The organism is Desulfatiglans anilini DSM 4660, assembly GCF_000422285.1.
In the GTDB taxonomy this organism is placed as follows: Bacteria; Desulfobacterota; DSM-4660; order Desulfatiglandales; family Desulfatiglandaceae; genus Desulfatiglans; species Desulfatiglans anilini.
Genome location: NZ_AULM01000031.1, coordinates 1 through 26873, shown reverse-complemented (window position 1 = coordinate 26873; position 26873 = coordinate 1). Strand labels below are relative to the sequence as shown.

Annotated in this window: 21 protein-coding genes; all 21 read right to left on the bottom strand. The window is 51.5% G+C overall.

The features are described 5' to 3' along the window. Positions 1-134: 134 nt before the first annotated feature. Positions 135-1079, bottom strand: a complete 945-nt coding sequence (locus tag H567_RS0116675; protein WP_028322264.1) for a hypothetical protein — start codon at positions 1077-1079, stop codon at positions 135-137. A gap of 112 nt (positions 1080-1191) precedes the next feature. Next, positions 1192-2685 (bottom strand): lipopolysaccharide biosynthesis protein, encoded by a 1494-nt coding sequence (locus H567_RS0116670; RefSeq protein WP_028322263.1) that lies wholly within the window; start codon positions 2683-2685, stop codon positions 1192-1194. Between the two features lie 120 nt (positions 2686-2805). Next, positions 2806-3906 (bottom strand): NAD-dependent epimerase, encoded by a 1101-nt coding sequence (locus H567_RS25565; RefSeq protein ID WP_084517457.1) that lies wholly within the window; start codon positions 3904-3906, stop codon positions 2806-2808. 129 nt (positions 3907-4035) lie between these two features. After that, a complete protein-coding gene (locus tag H567_RS25560) occupies positions 4036-7599 on the bottom strand; it encodes an SIS domain-containing protein (protein ID WP_161626646.1) in 3564 nt (1187 codons plus the stop codon). A gap of 256 nt (positions 7600-7855) precedes the next feature. Continuing rightward, positions 7856-9193, bottom strand: a complete 1338-nt coding sequence (locus tag H567_RS0116655) for a hypothetical protein (protein ID WP_028322262.1) — start codon at positions 9191-9193, stop codon at positions 7856-7858. A 77-nt stretch (positions 9194-9270) separates the two neighbouring features. Next, positions 9271-10458, bottom strand: coding sequence for a carboxylate--amine ligase (locus H567_RS0116650; protein WP_028322261.1), 1188 nt, complete (start codon positions 10456-10458; stop codon positions 9271-9273). Between the two features lie 45 nt (positions 10459-10503). After that, positions 10504-10785: a polysaccharide deacetylase family protein gene (locus tag H567_RS0116645; protein ID WP_028322260.1), complete on the bottom strand. Its 282-nt coding sequence runs from the start codon at positions 10783-10785 to the stop codon at positions 10504-10506. Between the two features lie 22 nt (positions 10786-10807). Continuing rightward, positions 10808-11560 (bottom strand): polysaccharide deacetylase family protein, encoded by a 753-nt coding sequence (locus H567_RS25555; protein WP_035254868.1) that lies wholly within the window; start codon positions 11558-11560, stop codon positions 10808-10810. Positions 11561-11769: 209 nt separating this feature from the next. Next, positions 11770-12843, bottom strand: coding sequence for a glycosyltransferase family 2 protein (locus H567_RS25550; protein ID WP_084517453.1), 1074 nt, complete (start codon positions 12841-12843; stop codon positions 11770-11772). A gap of 203 nt (positions 12844-13046) precedes the next feature. Further along, positions 13047-13319 (bottom strand): hypothetical protein, encoded by a 273-nt coding sequence (locus tag H567_RS0116630; RefSeq protein WP_028322258.1) that lies wholly within the window; start codon positions 13317-13319, stop codon positions 13047-13049. 48 nt (positions 13320-13367) lie between these two features. Continuing rightward, on the bottom strand, positions 13368-14582 hold the full coding sequence (locus tag H567_RS0116625) for a glycosyltransferase (protein ID WP_161626645.1): 1215 nt from the start codon (positions 14580-14582) through the stop codon (positions 13368-13370). 251 nt (positions 14583-14833) lie between these two features. Further along, positions 14834-15706: a polysaccharide deacetylase family protein gene (locus tag H567_RS27405; RefSeq protein WP_028322256.1), complete on the bottom strand. Its 873-nt coding sequence runs from the start codon at positions 15704-15706 to the stop codon at positions 14834-14836. Between the two features lie 88 nt (positions 15707-15794). Further along, positions 15795-16979 carry a GNAT family N-acetyltransferase gene (locus H567_RS0116615; RefSeq protein ID WP_028322255.1) on the bottom strand — a complete coding sequence of 395 codons (1185 nt, stop codon included), beginning with the start codon at positions 16977-16979 and terminating at the stop codon, positions 15795-15797. 148 nt (positions 16980-17127) lie between these two features. Continuing rightward, on the bottom strand, positions 17128-18060 hold the full coding sequence (locus H567_RS27400; protein ID WP_051185052.1) for a class I SAM-dependent methyltransferase: 933 nt from the start codon (positions 18058-18060) through the stop codon (positions 17128-17130). 247 nt (positions 18061-18307) lie between these two features. After that, positions 18308-19411, bottom strand: coding sequence for a glycosyltransferase (locus tag H567_RS29200; RefSeq protein ID WP_244155496.1), 1104 nt, complete (start codon positions 19409-19411; stop codon positions 18308-18310). Continuing rightward, on the bottom strand, positions 19398-20642 hold the full coding sequence (locus H567_RS0116600; protein ID WP_028322254.1) for a glycosyltransferase: 1245 nt from the start codon (positions 20640-20642) through the stop codon (positions 19398-19400). The genes H567_RS29200 and H567_RS0116600 overlap by 14 nt, the downstream gene beginning before the upstream one ends. A 38-nt stretch (positions 20643-20680) precedes the next feature. Continuing rightward, on the bottom strand, positions 20681-22054 hold the full coding sequence (locus H567_RS0116595) for an O-antigen ligase family protein (RefSeq protein ID WP_028322253.1): 1374 nt from the start codon (positions 22052-22054) through the stop codon (positions 20681-20683). 67 nt (positions 22055-22121) lie between these two features. Beyond that, entirely contained in the window at positions 22122-22832 is a 711-nt protein-coding gene (locus H567_RS0116590) for a tyrosine-protein kinase family protein (protein ID WP_028322252.1), read from the bottom strand. Next, positions 22816-24777 (bottom strand): ExeA family protein, encoded by a 1962-nt coding sequence (locus H567_RS27395; RefSeq protein ID WP_051185051.1) that lies wholly within the window; start codon positions 24775-24777, stop codon positions 22816-22818. Before H567_RS27395 ends, H567_RS0116590 begins: the two co-directional genes overlap by 17 nt. A 5-nt stretch (positions 24778-24782) precedes the next feature. Then, positions 24783-26237, bottom strand: a complete 1455-nt coding sequence (locus tag H567_RS0116580) for a GumC family protein (protein WP_028322251.1) — start codon at positions 26235-26237, stop codon at positions 24783-24785. A gap of 83 nt (positions 26238-26320) precedes the next feature. Continuing rightward, positions 26321-26515: a hypothetical protein gene (locus H567_RS25525; protein WP_035254864.1), complete on the bottom strand. Its 195-nt coding sequence runs from the start codon at positions 26513-26515 to the stop codon at positions 26321-26323. Positions 26516-26873 lie beyond the last annotated feature (358 nt).

Genomic DNA, 26873 nt, shown 5'->3' with positions numbered 1-26873 from the left:
AATCAATTCTTTGCGCGGAGGAGCCCAGCAGGTCGCTGCACAAGCAAACGTGCAGATTGATGCAGAGATTGGCAAAAAAAACCATTTCCGGACGGAAATTGTCTAGTTGTGGAATTAGATAATCCAGGATTGATTTATCTGTTAAATGCCAATTCAAGCTTTGATGTGGTGTAATTGACCTGAGAAAGAGGCGACGTCCCTCTGTATAATTTCTCAGAACCTATTTGAACAGTTATTGTGAAATTTGTAATGCTTTTACAAAGAGCGATATATTGCTCATTAGACATGGAAGCTTTCAAATCTGGGAAAAAGTTCCATTTATCAAGGAAGACATAAAAATAGACAGAAGTCGAAGTTGCATCCATGAATATAAGTTCACGAATGCCAGGACCACCCGAAACGTAGCGATACTTGGTGGTACCCTCAACAGTTCCAGCGGGAATTGTTTGGGAAAATTTCGGGAGATCGGGGTCTCCGAATTCGATCGAAACCGTGACATCTTCGTTGAAAGGCATACTGAATATTCCATCAGGACCTTTTTCCAGGTACGACACGTCGCTCCCTCGGTCATAATTATCATACCCTTGGAAATAGAACGTGAATTTGGCTTTTCTGTTTTCCATGTCGGAGTATTCACCCGGAGGTGGCTCCGGTGGAGGGGAGGGAGGAGTGTAAGTTACCAGCAGGGTCATGCTACTTTCATTTCCGCGGGCGTCCACCCCATAGATCATGACAAGATTTTCCCCTTCCTCCAAGGGGATACCGTTGGCGTGCCATGCCCAGTTCATCCAGTCCGATGTCGAGCCCGCGGCAATATCGCCCTGGGATGAATTGGTTGACCAGCTGATCATGACGATGCCACATGGTTCGAAGGCATAACCGGAGAGATCTACGCTCGGGGAAGATGTCGTAAAATGACTTTCGGAGGTTGGAGCCGTTATGGCCAGGTTCGGTCCTTCAACGTCGTCGACGCAGGCGACTGAAGCGTTTGCTCCTTGCATGCCAAAGAGAAGCATGCCGAAAACACAAGAGATCGCTAACACACCGATAACCAAGTACCTGATAAAATTTCTTTTCATTACGTCCTCCGAATAAATAGTGTTTTGTTCAATCTGGTTTTTGATGGATTAGATCGACATGTTTTGCCAAACAATAAACAAACCAACTTGTAGCAACCAAGAAAAATTTGTTCTAGCAATTGTTTTTATATATAAATCTAAATTCCTTGAAAAGACTGTATATTTGCCATTTGATATGTTCCATTTCTTCCTTCTCGAAAAATTTCATCAAAAATAAAGACAGGGGATAAAGCGTCATAAGTGCAAAATTAATAATAATGCGAAAAAAAAGGCTTATCTCCGGGAGGCGCGACCATATAAAAATGACAATTCCAAACGCTATGACATTTTTCATCATTCTCGTATATTGATAATTTATGGGGTATAAGGCCTGACTTATGAACCATGCAAGGACAGTACGCAATCCATAGGCTATCATAGTCGCCCATGCAGCGCCTATGATCCCATGATGTGGAATGAGAAATAGACATAATACGATATTCACGGTTGTTGTTATTAAAAGCAATGGAATTAGATAAACGGTTTTTTTCATCAAATAAAAACTTCTGCTTGGAATAAAAAAAAGAAATTGAAGAACTGATGATAATGCAATGATATGAACGATTGGTAAGGCGGTTATGTATCTACTTGATCCAAATATAAAGAGCAATTCTTTACCCATCATAATGGTTGCTAAAGCAAGCAAGAGAATCAGTGCAAAATTGTATGTAGTTACATAAGCGAATATTTTCTTTGCCTCCTCCTCATTTTCATCTGTCGCTGTTTGATAGTAGAAAGGGAGCACTGCCCAATGAATGCCGTTGATGACGAGTTCGAAAAGGATGCTGCCGATCGCGTAGCCTACTGCGTAAACTCCCACCATGGCCAGCGCGACGTAACGTTGAAGGATCAGTTGATTGGCCATCTTGAGCGCCCAGTTCCCGAGCCTTACAGGGCTGTCCGGCAAACCGAAGAGCAGGGCTTTCTTCATCAGCGTCCATGAAAACCGAAAGCGGAGATAGGGGTAGAGATAGTAGAGGTAAACGACATAGAGGATGGCGGATGCAATGCATGCCCCGAGGATGGGGCCCAGCGCCTCCATGCGGTATACCATGACAAAGAGGAGGGAAAGACTCACGATCAGAGTCATTTGCGCCAGATTGAGCATCACGAAGCGCTTGGCCTTCCCCTCCGCTCTGAACAGGGTCCTTGGCAGGATGCCGATGGCCGCTAGGAGGACCGTGATGAGTGTCAGGATGCCGTAGGGACGAAAGGGGATGTCCTCGATGAAATATTCCCACAGCGGGGCTCCCAGAATAAGAAGCGGAAGAGATACGCAGATGCCGAAGCTCGTGGTCAGGAAAAACAGCGTCGAAAAGAGCAACTCGCGCTCTTCATGCGTCTTGCAGTCATAGTAGAACCGCATGGAGGACGCGGGGGTACCGACTTCGTAAATGACTGCGAGAAGGTCGCGGACAGTTCTGACTATCGAAAGCACTCCATATTCTTGAGTCGACATGCACCGTGTAAAGACGGGCATCGTAATGATCGAGAAGGAGCGCATGAGGATGTTGCCGAGGGTGTAGACTGAGGATTCGCTAAAGAGCCTTTTTAGTTTGTTGTACATATCGCCTCGGGGCGGATCGGCGGGAGAGGTTGCCAGCGCACGGGGTAGTGCGGGGTATAAACAAGCGCTTAGGTCTAGGCAGAGTTTGGGCAAAAGGACCATTGCCGGACGGAATCCAGGTTATATAGCAGCCATTCTAATCGATGGTTTCAGGGTTGCCCGATTGGCTTCGTCGGCTGGCTGGAGGCTCTGTTTTGAACCGTAGTAATCCAGATACCATCGAATAAACCTGGGGACGCCTTCTTCGACGGTCGTAGGGGGCAGATAATCGAAATCGCGTTGGAGGTCGCTGATGTCAGCATAGGTGGCGGGTACGTCTCCTGCCTGCAGCGGCAGATACTCCTTGACGGCCTCCAGACCGAGCGACTTTTCGATCACCGCGATGAAGGCTAGGAGGGGGACCGGTTGGCCATTGCCGATATTGTAGACCCTGAACGGGGCGTAACTCGTACCCGGGTCCGGTCTGTCGCCTGACCAGGCCGGATCGCCCTTCGGCGGGCGCTCCATGACCCTGACAACGCCTTCGATGATGTCATCGATGTAGGTGAAATCCCTTTGCATCCTCCCATAGTTATAGACGCGGATGGGCTCTCCGGCCAAAATCGCCTTGGTGAAAAGGAAAAGGGCCATGTCGGGCCGGCCCCAAGGGCCATACACCGTGAAAAACCGCAACCCCGTACAGGGAAGTCCAAACAGATGGGCATAGCTGTGGGCCATCAGTTCATTGGACTTCTTGCTGGCTGCGTAAAGGGAGACGGGGTGGTCCACATTCTGGTGGACGGAAAACGGCATGCCCGTGTTGGCTCCGTATACCGAGCTCGATGAGGCGAAGACCAGATGGGGCACGCCTTGATGACGACAGGCTTCGAGGATGTTCAGGAAGCCGGCGATGTTGCTTTCGATATAGGCGCCGGGGTTTGAGAGGGAGTATCGCACCCCTGCCTGAGCTGCGAGGTGAACGACGACATCGAAGCGCTGGCGGGCGAACACCGTCCGCAAGAGGATGGGATCTTTCAGGTCGATCCGGTGGAACACAAACCGGGAGGATTGCTTGGTCAGCTGTTTGAGGCGATCGTATTTTATTTGAATGTCATAGTATTCGTTCAGATTGTCGATTCCGATGACCGTGTCACCTTGTTCCAGCAGCCTGAGGGCGAGATGAAAGCCGATAAATCCCGCAACTCCAGTCACGAGCACACATCTTGAATCTTTGGATGTCATCCTGAATCCTTTCGTAGGTTTTGGTTTATGTTTCAGAAATTCAGCTGATGGGATACAGGAAAAATGTCGGATAAAAAATCAGGACGGAAAACGCAAAGAATGATGTCGAAGCGTATAAGAATAAAGCTGTTATACGAATGATGGTTCCAAGCTTCCGTAATAGTGGGGGTTAATCGAATCGGCCTCCATTTTAATATATTTGTCATTTCTAATGCCATTGTATTTCCTGATGATCAAGTCTGCAATCATCTCATATGATTCGACAAATAGTTTGTCGATATCAATGCTGTCGATCATATTGTCGTTCCACACAACCGTACTTTCCTGTACAGTGTTTTTTATCTGATGGAATTTATCCCCCAACGCACTGATCTTTTTCTCGAGGGGAACCTCCTTGTTGAACGCGACGTTCATCAGAAACAGGTATTGAATAACACGGGGGACATGCCGGTTGTGTGACATGATCGGAACTACAACAAATTTCCGCTTGTCTCGACGGCCTTTACCAACGAGAACGTGTCCGTTTTGTACGACGATCTTTTTGGTCCCCACAAGACGACTGTCCTGTTCGACACGGGAGGGAATATCCTTCAGCGCGCCGTCTTTGCTGAGCACGCTGATCGTCGTTTCGTCGACGGGTTCACCCAGAAGGTTCAGATGATCGATGCGATAGAGGATCGAGCCTTTGATCGCCGAAATCACCGACTGCAGATTTCTCAAAAGGATCACGTTGCGGTTCGAAAGTTGCGCGACGTCGAATCCCTGGGCCCCCAAGCGGTCGAAGAAAAGGCCTTTCGCCCTGTCGTGTTCGCTGATTCGGCTGGTGCCGACCGTGACGGTCTTGGCCTGGTGCTTGATGGCGTCGATCGGCCGTGCCAGGCCGTTAATGCAGCTGTCCAGGCAGGAAAAGAGTTTGTTCAGGATATGGGTTGCCGTCCCCTTTACGCCGAAATCCAGTTCGAAGTCAGAAGCGGGCAGCCTTCCGGCCAGGTATTTTAGAAGGAGAATCAGGTCGGAGGCCGGTCGGAGGCCGATGACCGCGGGAATCCGTTTGCTTGCCTTCAGTGCGCGGAACTGATGGTAGAACTTTATGATCTCCTCCCTGAAGGTGTCTTCGAGCAGGATTTCATAGACGTCCAGCCCCTTGGCGGAATAGGCTTCGATTCGATTGCGCAGACTCTCCCTGAAGTCAAAGAGCAGGTTGCTGATATCGTTGATCGTCAGGGCTGCGTAGTACCCCCACAGGTGGCCGACGAGGGTGTTGACGATGGGGGACAGGTGCTGTTTGATCGCCGGCACATGAAAGATATCCTCGGCATAGGGTTCGAAGCGGTCCTCCCCTTCGTTGGCGATAACGATCGGCAGGGCGTTGTGGGCCCTGAAAATGGCGGTGTCCTTGATGATGTCGCCGATGACCTTGCCGTTGGTGCCGGCGGTGCAGACAAAGATCAGAGGCTCGGAAGAGAGGTCGATGTGTTTCTTGTCTTCGACGTAATCCGATGAGATGGTTTTGTAACAGAGTTCGCTCAGTTTGATTCGGATCTCATCTGCTGACGCCTTGTTGGGCCCGCTTCCGACGGCGGCCCAATACGTCCTGCTCGCGGCAAGACGGCGTGCCGAGGCCTCGATCTTGGGCGCCATCTTCAGGATGGTCTGCATGTGCTCGGGGATCTCGATCAAGCGCTTGATCTCCTCAGAGATGAAGGTGCGATCCCGGCAATCGCCGATTTCCGCGAGGGCGAGCCCAAGCAGCGCGCCGGCGATGATCTGACTGTAGAAGGCTTTGGTGGAAGCAACGGACATCTCGATATCACGCCCGCTGCTCGTGTAAAGGACGCCATCCACCTTGAAGCAGATCTCCGAGTCCCTGCGGTTGACGATTGCGAGCGTACAGGCGCCCCTGCTCCTCGCCATATCGACGGCGAGGATGGTGTCCGTCGTCGTTCCCGATTGGGTGACGGCTACCACGCAGGTGTCGGACATCCCGCATTCCCCTGTCGTTTCTTCCATTCTAAAGCCGCTGAGTTCGCTGGACTTGTAAGAGCAGACCTGCAGGCCTAGAGGAAGGAGATAGTGGTCCGTGATTTCAGCGCAGGCCTGGGCGGCGACGCCCGCTGTGCCCTGTCCGATGAAGAAAATGCGGCGGATCTGTTTTTGGCGCATTCCCTCCTTCAGAGAGGGCGGGATTACTTCTTTGACCGGTGCAATTCCATATAATTTCCCCGGCTCTTCGAGAATCCGCCAGCGATTGGCAAGAGTTCTCTCGACCGAGGAGGGAGATTCGAAGATCTCCTTCAGGAAATAGTGCGGAAAATGCTGCCGATCAATGTCTCTGGAGCGTATCTTTGTTGTTCGGAGTCGGCTTTCCGTAACGGTCACAGGGGTTCCTTCGTAATGAAAGAAATCGACGACCGACGGCCACTCATTGTCCGCTTCTTGACGAATGACACAGATTTGCCCTTCCTTCTGCCCCTGCATGCGATAGTATTGCGCGGTTTCTTCAACGAATCCGTATACCTCGGATGCGGGCATGATGCATTCTTCTCCTATGCCGACAAAGAGGGATTGTCCTCCTCCCTTCTGGGCCAAAAAGACGGTCCCCGGCGCCAAGTCCGTGTGCATCGCTATGGCGTGGGACCCTTCAAAATCGTTCACGGTCCTGCGAAATGCTTCTGCCACATCATGGCCGGCCTGAATGTATTTGTGGACCTGGAGGGGGATGATCTTGGTGTCCGTCGTCAGCTCCGGATGTATTTGATTTTGATAGGATTTCAAGAGCTCCTGGTAATTATCGATATCACCGTTCAAGCAGGCATGGATGATCCGATGCTGACAGCTGTTCGGGCCGGTGGTGCGGCTGTCGACCGGATGGCAGTTGGGTTCCGTGATCGATCCAACGGACGCCCATCTGGTATGGGATGAGATGGAGCAGTGCCGATGTTCGAAAGGCGCGATCTGCTGGAGGATCCGATCGTTTCGGATGGATTCCCTCAGGGACCTGACATTGTCTCCCAGTCTGCCTACCTCTGCAGCGACTTTGTAAGTAAAAGCCACTCCGATCAGATCCGCTGAAGGGCTGCCGATGGTGATGTCTCCATTTCTGAGAACATCGCCGGAAGTCCGTTTTTCGAACTCCCTGCTGCCATCCATTTCACCGATCCACCGTTTCAACTCAAGAAAATCCTCGCTTTGAAGATAGATCATAAAGGAGATTCCAGCAGAGTCCCGTCCTCGCACCTCCAGCCGATCGATGCTGTTCAAAACCGTATTGAGATTCTTGTAGAATCGAATCGTTTGAAATGACGGATTCTCAATGGTGTTCAAAAGATATTTTACATTGGCTACGTTCCGAAGGAGTTCCTTTTCGAGACACCAGGAAATGTCTCGGAGCCATTCGATACGGCGCACCATCATGTCCATATCATCGGTGTTGAGTCGGCCCATCAGGTCGGAACAGCGTTGGCCTTCTGTGCAGATGACCCTCGAAAGACGACAGACCCATTGAGCGAGGACCCCTTGCTTCTCTGTTTCGAGAAAGATTCGACTGAAGGGGATGCTGAGGGTCAAGTCCTTCACCTGCCGGTAGAGATCGGAAAGGAATGCGTCTCCGCCCAGGTAGTCCGGAGTAATTTTCCCCCCGTTCCGGCCTGAGTGGGAGAGGCTCCCCTTTTCGATATTTTCAAAACCTTTCAAGATTGGATCGAGATCCAGTCGAGGGAATTCCCTCGGTTTCAGAGCGATCAGGCCAGCCAGACCACAGCAAAGGATACCGTCCTGCAAGGGGAAAAGAACAATGGATCCTTTCGGCACGCTCCTCGGGTATTTTGCGATAAAGATACGCAGCGAAAGGAGTTCCGCACACTTCCTTGCAATCCTTTTCAGCAGGAGGCCCAGTGAGGATAGTCTTTTCGATCGAGGATTCATGATTTTTCCTCCGAGGAAGATGGCCTTACCAGCATTGCCTCAGGCCTATGATGCGGATTTCTCCATCATCCCAGATATTCCCGTTAACTCCGCACATGTCGATCACATCGGCGCTGATCTCTATATCGCGGTTCATATGTACGTCGCCTTCTCTGACAGTGAATTTGACCCAGCAGTCACCATCCAGAGATGAAGTCGATATGGCGACGTCGCGGTTCAGACGGATGTCGCCGCTCTCAAGCGCTTTGAAATTGATGTGCGAGTTCCCGATGAGGTTGCAGTTCCTTCGGATGTTGATTTCGCCCATAAAGGTGATCAGGTCGATATGGCGGCCAAATATCGAAGCGCCTTCTTTCAGGATGATTTCGGAACCGGGTCGCGTGGTTTCGAGGTAGACGTCCCCGTCCCAGTTTTCTGTGCCGTCACCCCCAAGCAAGATCTTTCCATTGTAGCTGATGAATATGTGGTTGCGGGCGACAACCTGGAGATCGTTTCCTTTCAGTTCGGGAAAGGCCGAGCTGACAATGGGGGAACACAAATCGCTGATGATCCTGCCGCCGTTCGTCAGGATGAAAGCCCCGCCTTTGAAGAGGGTTTCGGAACGCGTCGCCGGGTATCCCATGATCTCCAGGGGATGCTCAACCACCAGGGTCCCGGTGTATTCCGTCTTCCCCACCGGACATTCGAAATACCCGTCCCCGTCCCGGTCGTAAAGGATGAGATCGGGAACGTGGTCCCCGTCCGTGTCGTACTCGACCTGCTCCAGCAGATACGAGACATGGAGGCGGGCCGCGTACTCCGGCGCCCTTTCGCTCATATAGATCCCCCGGCAGGCCGGGCTCACGGAGCCGTCCGCAAATACCGCGAGGGCATGCCCGCAGCGCCATCCCGGCCGGTCGACGATCTCCTGAATAACCGCTTGAAGCGAGGGGCTCGAGTTCCATCCCCACAGGCTCCAGGATCCAGGTGAATCCAAGATGGAGGAGTTCGTCTTTCTGCGGTTGGCGATGTCACCCACGCTTGTCGTGAAAGGAACCGAATCGTCGGCCGCTTCCCCGAGGTAGCGAACCGTCAAGGGAGCGCTTTCCTTCTGATTGCAGAAAAGCTCCAAGACTGCATCGACTATCTTGGCCCCTCGGGGCAGGGGCATGTTCTCGAAACGCCACCCGACCAGGTATCCTTTACCCAGATAGGCATAGTTGCTCGAGACATTGGCGGTCAGATTATACAGCTTTGCGTAAGCGTCGCTTTCTTTGGACTGCACGACGACTGTATCGTTTACGATGCCGCCCAGCGCGGGCTGGGCAAACAATGCCAGTATCAAAGAGGCGCCACACAGGATCACTCTGCAAAACCACGGCATTTCTTATCCTCCTTTCATCTGAAACAGGAGATGATGGGCTCCGGCATGGGGATGGTGTAAAAGACCGAATGCCGCCGTCAGCCCTTCAGCATTCGGCGCCAGGGGACTGAGAGCATCTGCGCCAGGAGGTGGAGCGCGGGCGCCGGATCATCCCGTGCTGATATGGCGAAGGTCTTCTTGCCGCGGTAGGATGAAAGCCATTCGCGGACGGTCATTCTCCCGGCGCGGAGATAGTCGATCGATGAGCGGAGGTCCCTTTCCTCGTGGATCCATTTGACCGGACTGCGCGGCTCGTCGAGTTCGGGCAGCGGGAGCCCGACCAGGTGGCAGTATGCCAGATAGGTCAGATTCTGCCCGCATGCGGTGCTGATCCCGTGGGGGAACCATGTTCTCGCGGTCACTTCGATGATCTTGTAGGCGTTGTCCCTCAAATCCAGACGGAATTCCACCGATCCATAGCCGGTGAATTTCATGGCCTGCAGAATCTCGATGGACTTTGAGGCAATCCATGGATCCCATAGACTTTGCGCCATGCTGGATGTTCCGAAATCCGGCGGATACTGACGGAGTTTGCGGCCCGTAAAGATCCCCAGCGGTTGGGAGGTTTCGTCTAGATAGGTCAGGGAGAAGGAAAGCCGGTCGTCCCTGCCCGGGATGCGCTCCTGCACGATAAGATCCTTGTGCAGCGGTATCAACCGGTCTTGCATCCTCAAGAGGTCTTCCCTGCTTTGCGCGGTAAAGAGCTTCTGATCCGGGAAAAGCTTCCGCCACCCGAGATTGGGTTGGAACGGTTTGACGATGCAGGGGTAACGGACCTGGTCTGCGATCCCCCGCCATTCATCCATCGATTGCGGGAAAAAGGTCTGCGGTATCGGAAAGTTTTTGAGAGCGGCAAAGGTGTAAAATTGCCGTTTGTTCAGTGTGAGCCGGACGATCTCTTTTTGCGGGAATGAAAAATGGTAATACGGAGCCAGCCTTTCCCGCTTTTCGCTGACCAGTTCTAGGCTGAAATCCCCGGAGGGGAACAAGACCCCGCGCCGCGGCAGGCGTTTGCCGAGGTCCACGAGCAGGTCCACCAGCCCCTCGCCGGACTTGAAATCCGTGCACAGGAGCCTCCGGCAATAACGTGTTCTTGCGGTATACTGTCTGAGATTGCGATCGATTCCGATCACCGGGATGCCTTGTCTCCCCAGGGATCTGACGGTGGCAAGGCCGTTTTGACCCAGGCCAAGCACGACGGCTGCAGGAAGGTGGTCGGAGTACATTGCCGTGTCCTCTCAGAGGGTTTGGGATTTGAGGGTTATGAACGTTTAGGCTCCGGCGTGATCCAGCCGTGCCGGTGCATCATGCCTCGTTTCCCGGCCGACCCAGAAGTTGAAGTTCGCCAGGTTGCTGTAGGTTCTGTATATCCCCTTGCGTTTCAGGGACCACGGGTCGTCTCCTGTCCGGATGTGTCCAGGCACGGATGTTGCCGCGGAAAGGTATCCTGTTTCCTGAAGCAGCTCTTTGAGCGTCTTGTTGAAATTCGGGTAATCCCCGGGATTGGGATAGCTGAAGTGATCGATCGGCATATCCAGCGCCCTTTCCAGCATGTGCTTGGAGCCTCTGACTTCTCTATCTGCCTCTTCGAGGGAGATAAAGGGAAGGGTGGCTCAACGTGTGGGAGCCGAACTCCATACCTGCTGCGCGCATCTCCCAAATATCTTTCCAAGTCAGCATCAAGCTGTCGAGCTCTTTCATCTCGGAAACACTGAGCGCAGTTTTCCTTGATATCTCCGACAAAACCGCTTCTCTATCGGAGCGATTCATACGTACCATCATTTTCTTAAGACTGTTGTATGTTGCATCTTTATTAAACTTGTCATCAACAAGAAAAGATACTGAAACAGATGAAAGATTGAGCAATGTCTTTTTTGTTTTGTAAATGAAAAATCGTAGCTCAGACGGCCATGGCGGTCGTCTATCTATGCAGTCGACTGTTAAATAAAAAATTGCTGGAATGCTGTGTTTTTTTAATATTGGCAATGCATAGGTGTAATTATCACGATAACCGTCGTCAAAACTTACAACGAACATACATTTATTGCTTTTCAGGTTGTCTTTATGTTTTGCTAAAAATCTGGTTAGACTTTGTGGTTGATAATATTTCTTCATAAATGACATTTGTTTATCGAAATCACGCACTGTCACGGACAAGCTGGGTGAAACATAAGGCAGAGATGATCTCTTTTCAGCGGTGACTGAATGATATTGGAGGATCACCCCACTGATATTTCTGTCATTACCGTTGAGCCTGGGGCTCAGACAGGATCTCAAGAGGAAGGCCTGTTTCACCAGCGATTTTGGAAGGGCCAGCAAGATTTCCACGGTCAGGTCCTCGTTACGGAATGGTCTCGATGGGTAGTTCCGATGCTAAATCCAGAGGAAAATGGTTGGTTTGTAAAAATGGAACGCTTCAGGGCGTTTTCATGCCGCTTCACCAGGGAGGGTAATGCCCCTGAAAGGGTGCTGTTTCCGCAGGTGAGGAGCGACGGCGAACATGAAAACATCGAGGAAAAGGGCGGGATGGGGGTCCTTCAGGCGGGCCTGAGTTTGACGGACCTGACGGGGAAAAGATGTCGCAAGCCTGAAAGAAACCCCATCCCCCACGCCAGATGGATAGAGAAGAAGACCACCGGCAGGACGAATCCTGACCGGGACCCGCGTTTTGCCGCTGTATGCACGGACACGAAGAGATTGGCCAGCGCGTAGGTGCCCCCGACCAGCAGCAGGGGAAGCAGGTGCAACGGGGCCATGGCGATGGCGGTAAAAAGGCTGAGGACGAATAGCGGCGGGATGATTTGGCGGTAGACCAGCGATCCAGGGTGCTCCGCCAGCATTTTCACCTTCCAGCTGCCGTAGCGGAAGTATTGCTGCAGAAGGTTTTTCAAACAGGAACGCGGGAAATAATAACATTTGAGATCGGGAGACAAGAGGATGCCTTCCCCTCTCTGGCGCAGCCGGTAGTTCAGTTCGTAGTCCTCGTTAACAAGATACGTCTCGTTATAACCGCCGATCGCAAGGAGGGTTTGCTTTTTCCAACACCCGAACGCCACCGTATCCACCCAGCGTTGTGATTCGGCATAACGATAGTAAGCGTTGCCCACACCGAAGGGCGAACTGACGCCCATGGCAATGGCCTTGCCTACCAGCCCCTTACCGATGGGATGGATGACCCCCCCGACGTTTCCGGCTTGTGTTTTCAAAAGCAGCGTGACTGAATTCATCACGTAGTTGATGTCATAGAGGGTGTGGGCATCGGCCCGTATGACGACATCGCCTTTCGCCTCGCGGATCCCGATATTCAGGGCGGAGGGGATGATGCGCTTTGGATTTTCATGAAGGCGTATATTTCTATAGCGGGCTGACAAGTTCTGGACGATATCGCGCGTCCGGTCCCGGCTTAACCCATCGATCACCAGGATTTCCATCCGGTCCTGGGGATAGGTTTGCTCAATGAGCGAAGCAAGGCAGTCAGCAATGGATTCTTCTTCGTTGAAGGCCGGAATAAGGATGCTGACCATCGGCAGTGAGGGATCATTGGATCTGTTGTCACCTGTTTGACGAGAGTGCCAGGTAGAAGACCGCAATGGCGTACGAAGGGATTCCATGAGAATACCTCTGGCTATACAGTGTACCTCTTCCCACCCCTTCGGGGCGGGTCCCGGTTTGTACAATCGCGGAAATCGATTTTTTGCGCAGCGGCGGCCTGCAGGTCGCCGCACAAGTAAACGTGCAGATAAACGCCGAGACTGGCCAAAAAGACCATTTCCAGATGGAATCTAAATAGCGTGTGGTGTGTGTATATAATATTTCATATTTTGAATTGATCTGCGTTTTCTCCGATAATCTTACAATCGTCAGCAAGGCGAATAGTCTTTCCAAGGCGTGCATGGAAAACAGCCTTCCCAAAAGGGTGAATCTTGTCAAGGTTGCATGTATCGATACGAATTTTTTTCATTTCGCCAGAGAGGTCTTCAATCATGTTGGCCAGACGGGCGGCGGAATCACCGTCAAAATCACCTTTCAAGCGAATGTGGACTGTTGCGCAATTTTTCCTGAGATTAATCCTAAAATTGCTTGCCATGGCATCCTCCTACCGGATCGTTGACAGGGGATTTCACAGGATGCGCATTCAGGACTGCGATGGAGCGGCCCTGCCCAATGGACTCAGGAGTCTCACATCCCCTTTGGCGCCGGGCGAGGCGGCCGGCGCTCCATCCTCGCGGAAAATCTCGACCAGGGCCTGAATATTTTTGCTGCGATCGAAGGCTTCGTGTGCACGGACATAGCCTTTTTCGCCTAATGTTGTCTGGAGAGACGGATCCTCGATCAGCGATTTCAAGGCTGCGCTGAGGGCTTCGGGGTCTCGCGGAGGGACGAGCAGGCCGTTTTCCTTATCCCGAATCAGTTCAGGAATACCCGCTACCCGCGTGGAGACGACGGGTATCTTCATGCCCATCGCTTCTACCAGGACGTTCGGTATCCCGTCTTTCTGAATCCCTTCGCCTCCGCTCATCTTGATTTCGATGATTTTCAGACGCCCCAGATCCACATTCTTGCGGAAGAATCGGACGTGCTGCACGACGCAAGGCAGAACGAAGATATCGGCCAGGGCGTAATAGTCGTCGATCAGCTTCTCCTGAGTCATCGAGCCGGGGAGAAACACCGCCTCTTGAAGGCCCAGTTCCTGAATCCTCTTTTCGAGGAAGGTCCGCTGCGGCCCTTCGCCGACGATGTGACAGGCAAAGGGAACTTCTTTTTTCCGGAGCAGGGCCAATGCCTCGAGCAGAAAAGGAAAACCTTTTCTTTCGTGAAGATCTGCTACAGCGAGCAGAAAGGGCCTTTCCTCGGAGTGTTTCCGGCGAAGCTCGGGCCGGAACTTCTGGAGATTGGAGCCATGGTAGTTCACGATAATTTTCTTCATTTCGGATGCATTCAGAAAAGTAGACAGGAATCTCAGTGCATCGCGGGTGCAGGTCAGGACGAAATCGGCCTCCTGCACCTTTTGCTTCACCATGGTCTTGATCATGCTGGTGTCGCAGGCGTGGGATGTAAAACTGAATCGCAAACCCGTCAATCTGGAAACCGCAAGCGCCACCGTTGTCGGATAGCCTGACCAGTGGGCATGGAGGTGGTTTAGAGGGGTCTCCTTCAGCATCGAAGCGATGTGCACTGCCTGTGGATACAATGCCATCGTTTTGAGGAAGTGCACCGGGTTCGAGAGGGTGTGGCGGATGAGGAAGCCGAGGGTGCCAAAATATTTCCTCGGCCTTCTGACCATCCAATGGAAATTGGAGGCTGCACAGGCACCAGAATGGATCGGATCGACATAAACCGTCTTTTTCATCAGTTCTTCGGATTCTTTGTGGAGTTTGACATCGAATGGCCGCCGCAGGGAGTAAATTTTACTATTTGGGAATTCATCCATTAAAATCTTGATTTCACCAGCGACAAACGTTTCTGTGAGCGTTGGGAAGGTTGACATGATAAATGCAATTCTTTTCATAGTAACCCCCAATTATAGTATGAAGAAATAGATGAAATGGATACCTTTTGCTTGAATTTGAATTGGAGATTAAGAAAGGTGTTTTTCAGAGTTTACCAAACATTTGCAAAAGTCTTCTGAAAAGCAAATTGCGCCCAGCCCATCCAATCACAGCCACCGGTCAATTTCGCTCTGAAAAGCGGAATATCGTCATGTCTACTGATGCCGATCCGCTTCAGACTTAGGATGTCGTCGGATATTCGATTTCTTCCAGTCCGTGATGTGCAGGCGAGCTTATAGCCGCATTCCACGAGATGCCTTCTGGTGTTTTTGTTTACATCGCCATAAGCATAACTACCGCCTGGATATGAAAAGAACAGAATTGGCTGTTCGAGCCGTTCTTCGAGGATTCTTTTTGACTCGCGTAGTTCGTATACGATCTTGTCATCCGGCAGACGGCCAAGATGAGGATGTGACATGGAATGGGATCCAAAGGTGATGAGTCCGGATTCTTTCATTTCATTTATTTGATTCCAGGAAAGCGGCCTGAACTCCTTTTCGAATTCCTTTTTTTTGGCAATCAGGGGACGATCCCATTCGTAAAACGAATTCGTTCCCGTGTACTGCACAGTCAGGAAAACGGTTGCCGGGAGCCGGTATTTGCATAAGACCGGATATACATTTGTGTAGAAATTGGCATAACCGTCATCGAACGTCAGGATAACCGTACTTCTAGGCAAGTTGTTCTTGAATTGGCTGGTGTCATAAAAAGACTGAAGCGAAATCACCTGAAAACCGTTTTCGAGCAAAAATTCGATCTGTTCTGAAAAAAGTCCAGGCGATACATTCCAAAATGCATCGATCCCTTCGGAGACATCTGTGATTTTGTGATAAAGAAGAATGGGGATTTTCTTATGGGTTTGGAACCGTGATTGAAGTGTCGCTGTCCAATAGAGCGGCGTTGCGGAAATTTTTATCAATTTCATGAAAAGCGATTTTATGAATATTCTTGACCCCATGGTTTATACCATACAGTGCTTTCATGAAAGAATATTTGTATAGTTCGTAATACGTTCAATAGATATTCAAATTGCTTAATTTTTTGATTTTGTGAGATATATTCCCGATTAAATTCAGTTTGATTTTGCGAATCACTTTTATTTTTTTGGCTTCACGTCTGATGTTTGCGGCCATTCTGATTCCGGAGAACGGAATTTGAGAAAAAGTCTTTCTGTTTCTTACCAGAACTCTGACGTTCCACCGGTGGCTGCTGGTCCACTTGTATTTGTAGGGCTCTTCCCCGCGCGTAAAATCGAATTCATGGAAGCGCTTCATGTCAAAAACGGATTCCAGCAATCGCGCCAGAATTTGTTCGCCGGGGAAATACCGCTCATACTCCGGGTTATAAGCCGTAATCAACCAGGTGAACTGGGTTCCGTGCATGGCGGAAAGCGTAAAGGCGACGATTTGCCCCTGGGCCTCCAAGGTCAACAGGTGCAGCCGTCCATCACGGCAGAGGTCCGCGCTGACGTCCTGATAGAACTGTCTTTCTTTGGTTCCTGCAAAACTGAGGCTGAGGTTTTTGCCTGTCCAGCGCTTTTCATAGACCTCGACCAGGCAGGGAAAGACTTCCCTTACAGTTTCCGGATCGTCATATTGCCGAAAAACGGCCTCGCTTCCTTCAGCAAGGCGGCGGAGGCGCCTCGTGAGATCCTTGCGGGTGGATTTGGATCTTGTGTTTGCGTAATAGACCGGCCAGTCGTCTCCATTGACCGGGAGGAAAGGGCAAAGAATGGACGGCTCGACCTGGAAAGGGTAATCCTGTTCGGTCAGCACTGTGCGCAGAATCGGGAGATTTCTGGAATCTTCAGGAACGTCCATTAAATCCATGACATCCCACTGGAGATGTTCGCCGGCAAAGCGGAAAAGACGTTGCGTACATTCGTAGCGCAACTCAGGGTCGAAACAGAAGTCGAGATGATCCGCGTGCCGGGATCCTAGAAAACGCAAAATCTTGAAAGGAAAGCCCAGAACATGGGTGGTCGTGGTAAAAAGAGGCACGATCCCTGCCAGGCGGTTGCCGTTCAGGAAGAGGATGGTTTGCATTTGCCTGCCGTCGCTGAAATGTTTCCACCAGTTTTCGATCCATTCCGGAGAGAGAAAGAGAGGGCTGCTCCCGGTAGAATGCTCCAGGAGGGTCTTCCACTGAGGACGGTAGGGTTTCAGATCATCTGGGTTGCTGATCAGTTGGATTTGCATACGGTCTCCTTCCGACAGTTCCGTCGAATCCCGGCGAACATCGCCGGGTTCTTCTCGATTCCGTTCAGCAAGAGCCTTTTTGAGCCTTTTGGACTCATACGTCATGGCGTCGACGGACACTGTCCCGGACGGGTGCCCCGGATATTTGTCAAGCCGCCCGCGTTCCGTGAACGACGATGGCGTAGTTGTCGAAGCGGCGGACCGAAGGGGCCTTGAGCTTTGCCTGCCTGATCCATTCGTGGATCTCTTCGGTCGAATAGTAATGGACATGGGGATAGAAAAGGCGGTCCATCCAGTCGGTGCAACAGGTGCTGAAGCTGCACGAAGCATACAAACGGACATGGGTGGGGACGAGTCTCCTCCATCCCTCCGGTATGGGCAGGGCCTCGGATAGTTCCCGATAGGGCAGGATCAGCAGGCCGTAGTCGACGGCACCCAGAATGAAGGCGATGGCGCGTACAACCGGGTTCGGGAGTTGGGTCGTGACCTTCCGGATATGTCGGAGGGCACCATGGGCTTTTTTTCGTTCGCTGCTGTACAGATAGGCGAGGATCATTCCATCTTCGGCCAGAAAGGGAACCATGGATTGGAAGGCTTGAGGTGGATCGTTTGTGTGCGGCAAGGCCCAAAGGCTGTAAATCAGGTCCAGGGAATTCCGTCTGAAGGGGAGATGGAACATGTCCCCTTGAATGACATGGATGGCCGGATCGGAAAAGGTGTTTTCAAAGGCGGCATCGACCGCGTTGCTGAGGTCCATTGCAAAAACGGCCCGGGCCCCGCGCCTTGACGCTTCCATGGCATGCCGCCCGGCGCCGCACCCTGCGTCGAGCACGGTCTTTCCCGCAAAGCGCCCTTTGGGAAGATACCCGACTCCTTTTTCAAAATTATCTTCCCGATAATCCTTGAATTCGTTCCACTCGTAGCTGAAGCGGTCAATGGTTTTGCTTTTGTTCTGTATTTCGAGCGCTTTGTTCACAGAGCCTTTTTCGCCTTCTTTGAGGGTAGGCAAATGTTCCTCGTGGCGCTGGAAAAAATCAGGGTAATACTCGAGAAAGATATGTCTGAGCTCCAAACCCAACATTCGAGGGACGCCCCTGATGACGGGATACCATGCCCCGCATGGACAGGAAAGCATTCCCTCCATGATTTCCATGTGTTGGCATGGACCGCACGGGAGCCGGTCCAGTGTCTCGGGGAAATCGCTATGGAGTCCGCACCAATGTTGGCACAGCGGTCCAGGATGTTCGCCGGCAGCTTTCGGATCATGGGTTTCCACCCCGAAAGGCGTGAGGTTCAAGTTCGATCCGCAGTTCGGGCAGGCCAGTTTATCAAGGATATATACCTTCATGATCCTCTCCGTTCGTGTTCTCTGGTTGCGATTGCAGCATCGACCGGTAGAGCCCTTCGAACTGTGCGACCATCCGCTCCACCGTGAATTTTTCCAGAATGCCCTTTCTTCCGTTGCGTCCCATCCGGAAGCGCAATTCCGGATCATCGAGAAGCGTCACTGCCTTTTCTGCGAACACCCTTGCCTGTAAAGGGTCTACGAGGAAACCATTTCGGCCGTCCGTGATCAGTTCAGAAAGGCCTCCCTTTCTGGCCGCCACGCAGGGGATTGCGTTCAGCATCGCTTCCATGATGACATTCGGAAATCCTTCGCCCGTGCCGCTCCCGTTTGACGTAGTCAGGATGAACACGTCAAACACCTTCAACAGGTCCGGAACGTCCGGCCTCTGGCCGGTAAAGACGACGTGCCGGCTTATTCCAAGGTCCGATGCCAGCTGCTTCAACGCCTTTTCAAGGGGCCCTCCCCCGACCAGGAGGAATCGCGTATCCGGGCGGTCTTTCAGGATTCGTTCGGCGATGTTGAGAAAAAGGGATTGATTCTTGATAGGAACGAGGCGCCCGACTGTACCCACTACGGGACAGGCCGGCGGGAGGCCCAGGTCTTCCTTCAGTTGCGTGATCGAGCAGTCCTGTGTTTTGACCGGCCTTTCGATGCCATTATGAATCACGACCGTTTTCGCGAGGCGCGGATAGCGGTTGTTCAAATCCGCGTTGAGTGTTTCTGAGTTGCATACGACTCTCTCGGCCAGGCCATACGCAAGCAGACATTTCAACTCCTGAAGCGGGTGAAGGCTGTCTCGGGCCGGATCAAAGCTGCGGTAGCTGCTGAGGACACGGCCTTTACGGCTGATCATGGAACTTAGAACGGCGTAAACATTGCCAGGCATCTGGAACCCGTGAACGACATGCGGATCCGTGTGGTTCAAGATTCGGGTCAGCCTCCACAGGCGGCGGATCTCCCAACTTCTGCGTCTGGTCAATTCGATCACATCGATGCCGAGACGCCGTATCTTGCCGACCCAGTATCCTCCTGCCGAGAGGGTCACCACGCGCGGCGAAAAGCGCTGCCTGTCAAGGTGCTTCAGGAGCAGATACAGTTGTTTTTCCGTGCCGCCGATGTCGAGGCTTCCGATGACGAAGAGGATCCTTACCGGTCGAGTGATGCGCCCGTCGGAGGCGCTGTTCTTCTGCATGTTCGGTGAGAAGGGATTCATAGAGCCTTTCCATCCTGTCTACCATGCGCCGGGTGCTGAATTCGTCTTCGATCCGCCGTCTTCCCGTCCGTCCCATTTCCCGGGCGACATGGGGGTTGCCCAGGATCTGGAGAACGGCATCTGCAAGGGGCTCCGGTTCCTTTGGAGGAACCAGAAAACCGGTGCGGCCGTGTGCCACGGTTTCAACGTTCCCCCCCACGGCCGTTGCGACGGCGGGAAGCCCCATGGCCATGGCTTCCAGCAGGGCGTTCGACATGCCTTCGATCACGGAGGCGCACACATAGACATCGAACCCAGCGGCCAGCCTTGCGGCATCCTCACGCCAGCCGAGGAAACGCAATCGTTCGCTGATCCCCAATGCGCCGGCCATCTCCTCCATTTGGGCTCTCAGAGGACCGTCTCCTATGGCGACGAAATACGCATTGGGGGATCTTCTTGCCACGGAGGCGGCCATCCTCATGAAACAGGGGTAATCCTTTTTCCAGAAAAACCTTGCCACGGTTCCAACGATCAGACCATCGTCCGGGATGCCCCAGGATCGCCGGAGGGTCATTCTTTCGATGGATCCCTCGATGGGCGGGCTGGCGCTCGTGCCGTTGGGGATCACCACCATTTTATTTTCGGGGCAGCCTTCCGTTTTCTGGGCGAATCTCAAAACGGCCATGGAGTTGGCGGTGATTTTGGAGGCGAGCCGATTGGTCAATCGGCACGCGATCTTCTGCAGGCCGTGGTAGGTATCCAGACTTCGTTTGCTGGCGATGAGGATAGGGACACCGGCGAGGCGGCCGGCCAGGACCCCGAGCAGGTTTCCTTCGAAGAGGTACCCGTGGACGAGATGGATGTCAGCGGAGCGCATCAATCGTGCCATTCGGATGAGCCTGGCCAGGTTCCTCGGACTCGCGAAGCCTCCCTCCATGCCCATACTGATCATCGCCACGTCACTTCGCCGGTACTCCTCATAAAGGGATTTGCCGTATCCGTTTCCGAGGCAGAAGAGCCAGGGTCTGAAACGCCTCCGGTCAATGTGGCGAAGGACCTCGATCAGGTGCCTTTCAGCGCCTCCCATGCTCAAGTCATGAAGGACATACGCAATTTGGATCATCGGAAAAGGTGTCCTATGGAGAGGGGATGAGTGGGAAGTCAGGCGGAGCGGGCCGTTTGCAGATGGATCTTTTTCATGGTGGCCGTCAACCCGAGCAGGAGAAACAGGATCAGTTCGAGCCACGCTTCAGTGAAAAGGGAAAAGACCATGAAGAGGATAAAGGTTGTCCGGACGGTCTTGATCATCCAGGGTGGCGGAAGTCCTGTGGCGTGGCCGCGGTGCTCCATCCACCGGAGATCTTTCCACGTCACCCAGAAAAGAAGCAGGTAAAGAAGAAGTGCGACGATCCCTCCGCTGGTCAAGGCCCAGAGGAAAGCGTTGTGGGTTGGAACGGTTTTGTGATCATAGTCGATTCTTCGAATCCATCGGAAGTTTCCGGGTCCGACTCCGATCAGGGGATTTTCATACAGAAAGATCTTCCATCCGACCAGGAGGGTCCGATACCTCTGCAGCAGGGATTGTGAGGCCTCTTTTTGAGTCGGGTCGATATTGAAGACCGTGATTCGCTCGAGGTTTTTCTGCGGGACGAAATGGATCGCAGCCGAACCAATCAGGACGAGAACGGCCGCGGTGGCGAACACCTTTCTCTTGCTGAGGCCGGATTCGAGGGTGATGACTGTAAATAGAACGAGGACATTGATCATTGCGTTGCGGGACGCGGTCAGGAAAATTACGCCCAAGAACAGCAGACCCATGACGATGAAGCAGAGCCGGGCGGAAATGGATCGGGCTGTTTGAAGGAGGTACCAGCTCATGACCGTGCCCATGAGACAGTAGAAGGCCAGATGATTGGAGTTTTTGGCCATGTTGACGCCGAAGGTGGCTACGGCCCGGTAATCGGCGGCTGGCTGCATGAGGTTCGTAATGGATGAAACGGCAGAGAACAGGATGACGACATAGAGGATCCAGAAGACATGGCTCGCCTGTTTTGTGTTGACGATGAAAAAAATCATGAATGTCACGAAGGCCGCCTGCGAGAAGAAGTCCCAGAGCTCCTTGTTGGTTCTGTCGATGGATGCCAGCGATTCAGGATGGGCGGGAGCCAGGTAGGTGGCGATGAGGAAAATCAGACCGATTGCAGCGAGAATGGGGATCTGCCGAATGCGCAGCAACCAGGGGAATTCGCCCTTGAGCAGCTTGACGGCGAGCAGAATGCACAAAACGGCTCCCAGGACATTGTTTGGTGTCAGCCTGCCGGTATCGGGCAGATAGGAAGAATAGGAAAAGAGGAACGTGATTAACAATGCCAGGATGGCCAGGTTCGGCCGAAGTGTGACGACCACAAGCAGAGCGGTTGATAAGGCTATGGCAAATGCAATCTTTTCAGCACCCGAAAGGGCCACGAATAAAGTGACGCCCATAAGGATCAGGAGCGTACCGATCTTTGGAATGGAAAGAGAAGTCCAATTCACGATTTACCTCAAATCGATTCTGCTTTTTTGAAAAACGATTGTCGATATGGTTACGTAGTCTTCAATGTCAAGAAAGAATGGCGCCTAAGACCCGCGTTTGTATCTGGTCCAATGTGCTGCGTGCCTTTTTCACCAAATCGGCTAAAATTCCCATTCGTAGAACCAGAATGACTCCATCCACACTCTTGGCCAGCGGCAGGCAGTTCTCTGAAATCACCGGCGGGCCATCGAGAATAATCATGTCGTAGTACGATTGAAGCGTTTTTATAGCCGACTCCACACGCAAGGGGTTCAGACGTTCACGGTCTCCGTTTTCCATCAGACCCAGTTTCATGCCAAACAGGCGTGGGTTGCTCGACGGCATGACATATTGGTCTACGGGCTGATATTCTCGGAGAAAATCAGAAAAGCCGGGCCGTCGTCTGCCCACTTCATATTTATAGAGGCCCGGCGAATCCACGTTTGAATCGACAACAAGAATTTTCAAAGGTTCGCTTCGTGCGATCGTTGATGCGAGGCTCATCGAAAGCAAAAGATTATTGTCACAAGATAAACCGCATATGAGAATCGATCGAATTTCTTTCATTCCCAGAAGAGTAAGGTTCTTGTAAAGGCACTCAAACTCCTGGCGTGTATTTTCGTGTGAATCAATTTCGAGCGCAGGAATTTGCAAATAGCTTTCGCGCTGCTTTTCATGGGCTTCTGAATCTTTCAACTCATTTGATTGGTGAGTCGTATCCCCTTTGTTTTTATTCAAGAGTTCATATATTTGGCTCATTATATTCCTCCTTTAACTTTGCAAACAAGGGGATTTGTGAAAGAATATGAATAAATGATTGTGCTTCACTAATAGATTCATATCTCATTGATTCGATCTGATAAATTTTCCGTTCGGATGTAATGTCAATTTCTCTAATATATAGATCTGTTTTTATTTTAGCTTTGATGTGTTTTTCCCATGTATCTATTCTGGTGCGCGACCCGCATGAAAATACAATGACAAAGTATTGTTCGCTGCTGTCTTTAATCAATGCGGGGCCGGATATCATGTTCGGAAGGTTGATGTAAGTATCTTTTACGATCACATCGAGGTCTTCGAGATCTGGATTGGCCGCCTTGATGACGGCCAGCACATGGCTGTTCACATGGCCATAGTTGTCCCTCGCCAAGGATGTGATCGTGTCGCCCGGATAAATGCGCCTTTTATAAAAACCTTCGGCAGGAGGAGCATCGAGCGGATTCTTTCGGTCGATTTCCTGATGCGGGCTGTCCTGGGACGTCTTCAACGCGTTCAGATAGGCTGCGATCATTTGCTGGCTCTGTACCGGTCTCGTCGGCATTTCGATTGGCCGCGCCTCTTCAAAGGGAGAGGTCGATTCTTCTGCCGGCTCTTCCTGCGCTGCGTTTGTCGGTGTCACGTCCGTGAACTCGCTTGCAAATGGCTTCAGTCGGGATGCTTCTTCTTCTCGGGGCGTCTCATCGGGAGGAACATCATAAGGCGAGAATAGTGCTTCACCGTAGGACGCCTTTTGCACGGATGTAAGGGTGGGTCGCCCGTCAAATTCAGGGTCGCTTCCCAAATGGGACCGGTGTGTTGCGACGGACAGGGGTCGAGGCTGATTTTCGGTGTGCAGGCTTCTGAGAGTGGTTGTCGGATCCTTGGGGTGCACCAGGGCCTGATTGACTTCTGCATTCATGTGCTGATATCGGTCGATCAATGTGGCCGCAGGGGCGAACATCAGGATCAGGAGAAAGACCGCCAGTCCCATCGCCCATCGCCATGCAAAAGCCGGCAAAGGCCTCGGCGGCGTCAGAGCCGCCGGTTCTTCGGAGGTTTGTTCCGGGATGCCGGTCTGCAAGATCTCGTTCTTCTTTTTGTCGTTTTCTTGCTGGCGGCTTCCTTCATCCTCCCTGTGCGAAAGCATAAGGTCGTCGGCAGCTTCCTGGATGATCGCCGCATCGATCTGAGGGCGGTTCAAGGCGCAACCTGTCAGAAGGGCATTCTCACAGAGAGAGTTAATGATACGGGGAATGCCCCGGCTGTAATCGGCGATCAGCTTCACCGCCTCGTCGGTGAAGATCGTCAGCCCCAGGTGGCCGCCGGCTACGCGTATCCGGTGGGCGATATAAAGGGGGATTTCCTCGAGGGAAAGCGGTTTCAGATAGAACGCTAAGGCGATGCGCTGTTTGAATTGCCTCAGTTGAGGGAGGTTGAGCTTTTCTTTCAGTTCGGGCTGGCCCGACAGGACAACCTGGAGAAGCTTCTCTTTCGGCGTTTCCAGGTTCGACAACATCCTTATAAATTCCAGTGACTTCACGCCCAGGGCCTGGGCCTCGTCAACGAGCAGTGCGACGATATGACCCTTGTCGTTGGCGGAGACCAGAAAGTCTGTGAGCGAAGCGAGCCGTTCCGAGATGGTTTTGGCCCCCCCCGCAATCCCGAACTCGGTTGTCATGGCGTCGAGAATTCCGTGGAAACCAAGGCCGGGGAAGGAGATTTTCGCCAACTGGACCCGCTTCTCGAGGATGCCGGTCAAATGGTTGATCACCATGGTCTTCCCGGTTCCTACCTCGCCGATCAGGCAGATAATCCCCTTTTGCTCCAGAATCCCGTATCTCAGCACAGCCACCAGTTCTCTGTAGGTGGAATTGCTGTAAAGGAAATCCGGATCAGGGCTGATGCTGAAGGGCTTTCTGCTGAACCCGTAAAATGCGTTGTACATGGCGATCAAGACCGTTGATTTTCGTGGTGTCCGTTTGTGATGGAACCCAGTACGGGTATGCCCAGAATCTCCTGGATCTGATCCGGACGGCTCAGGCGGGGTCTGAAGAGCTCCAGAATGAGGGCAAACACGACTGCGATGACAGCGCCGAGCCCCGTTCCGGCCGCCACCGACGAGAGAGTCGCCAGGCGCTTTTTCTGCTTCAATTGCGCTGATTGGATCACATTCAGTGAAGTGATCTCCCGGCTGTTCATGGCCTCGACGAAACGGGCGTCATCCAGCTTTCCGAGATAGAAGTTGTGCATCTTTTTCCCGGAGGCCACTTTTTGTTCTGCTTCGATGAATTGGTATTCGACTGTGTCGAGATGCGCCAGCCGGCCCTCGTCAGCCAGAATCATACGGATCAACTCATTTCTGGATTTCTGCACCCCATCCAGCTCGGTGGAAAGATTCATCTCTGCAGTCCGAAGACTCTCACGTAACGGATTTATCGCAAATGTGCGTTTTCCTTCGACCATTGGTTCGTGTTTATGTATCTGCTTGTAAAGAAAGGCAATTTGTGTATCGACATCCTTGACTTCACGGGAATCATCGACATATTTGGTCAAAAGATTGGATTTTTCCAGTTCAAGCAAAGCAATTTGATTTTTGATCGATATAACTTCAGGGTTTGCGATCATTTCAATGTTGTTGTTAATTTGCAATGGCTGACTATGAAGTTTATCCTGTATGTATTTTATTTGAGCATCCAGCTCAGCGATTTTTAGATTGGCCGCGTTCATGCGAATTTTCGTATTCTGGATGTTTTGGATTAAATCGTTTTTAACCGTTTCGATATCGGCATACATTCCTTCCCTGGATTTCAAGAGATTTAAATGACCAATGCTCTTATTAAGCTCACTTTCGATTTGCACTACTCTATCGTTATAAAAATCAAATACATTCTCTCCTTCTATATTTTTGCTGTAATATTCTTTGTATAATTGAAGAAGCGTATTCAGCACCATTTTGGCGGATTCTGGATCTGAATCAGTATAAGAGATTTCTATGATAGTGGATTCCGGCATAAGGTAAGCTTCGATTCCTTGTTGGACTTTTTTGATGGCTTCATCTTCTTTTTCCGGATACTTTGCAATGGCAAGGTTTTTGACAACCTTCTCGATCAGCGTATTGCCTTTCAAAATTTCAATTTGAGAATTCATCCGTTCGATGGCGATTGTGCTGCGCGAAGCACGTTCCGAAAGTTGGCTTGACAGCTCGAGACTCAATCTATGGTTGTTTTCAAACATAATTTTTGCAACTGCTGTTTGCGGTTCTGGCTTTGTCAACGATATAAGCGTTAAAGGTATTGCAATTATTAAAAAAACAATCATTATTAATGATCCACGAGATTTAATGGCATAAAATACTTTATCAAATTGATAATTCCAGTCATTTATATTCGTGTTAACGTTGCTCATGATCGTCACCTCCATTCAATTTGGAGATATGTACAATAAAAAATAATTTCAAATTGTATATATTATAATTGAAAATAGGCATGTTATCTCATATTGTAAACGTCATAGTTCATGCTGAAAGGAAGCATGCGCCGGATATATTGATCGACTGCCTGATTGGCTTTTGCAACGCCGGTTTTTGGCACAAATATAACGTGATTTGGTTTAAGCGTTACGGATGCAATCTGCTGAAGATCCAGATCCCTCAAATAGGCCGCATTTTCACCGAGCTCGATCAAGTAGATCTTTTCCCATTGTGCGGCATCGGTGAACCCGTGTTGGTTGGCAGAATATGCTGTCGGGAAGGGGCCGTATTTTTCACAAACGCTTGACTAGAGGGGGTCGGATGTCGAATTATTCTGGCTTTGGGAATAGGGCGGAAGCGGTCATAGAAAACAATTGGGGTAAAGGATGTAGCAGCACCCTTTACCCCGAAAAACAGTGAGTAAAACTCACAACCCGTACTCTATTGATAATATTTGTCGGGGTATGCGTCAAGAGCCTTTTCAGGCTGGGTCGAAAATATCTCTGGCCCAGACCGCCATCCTGCCCCAAGTGCGAAGGGAGGCTGTGGGGGCATGGATATAGCACGGCCTG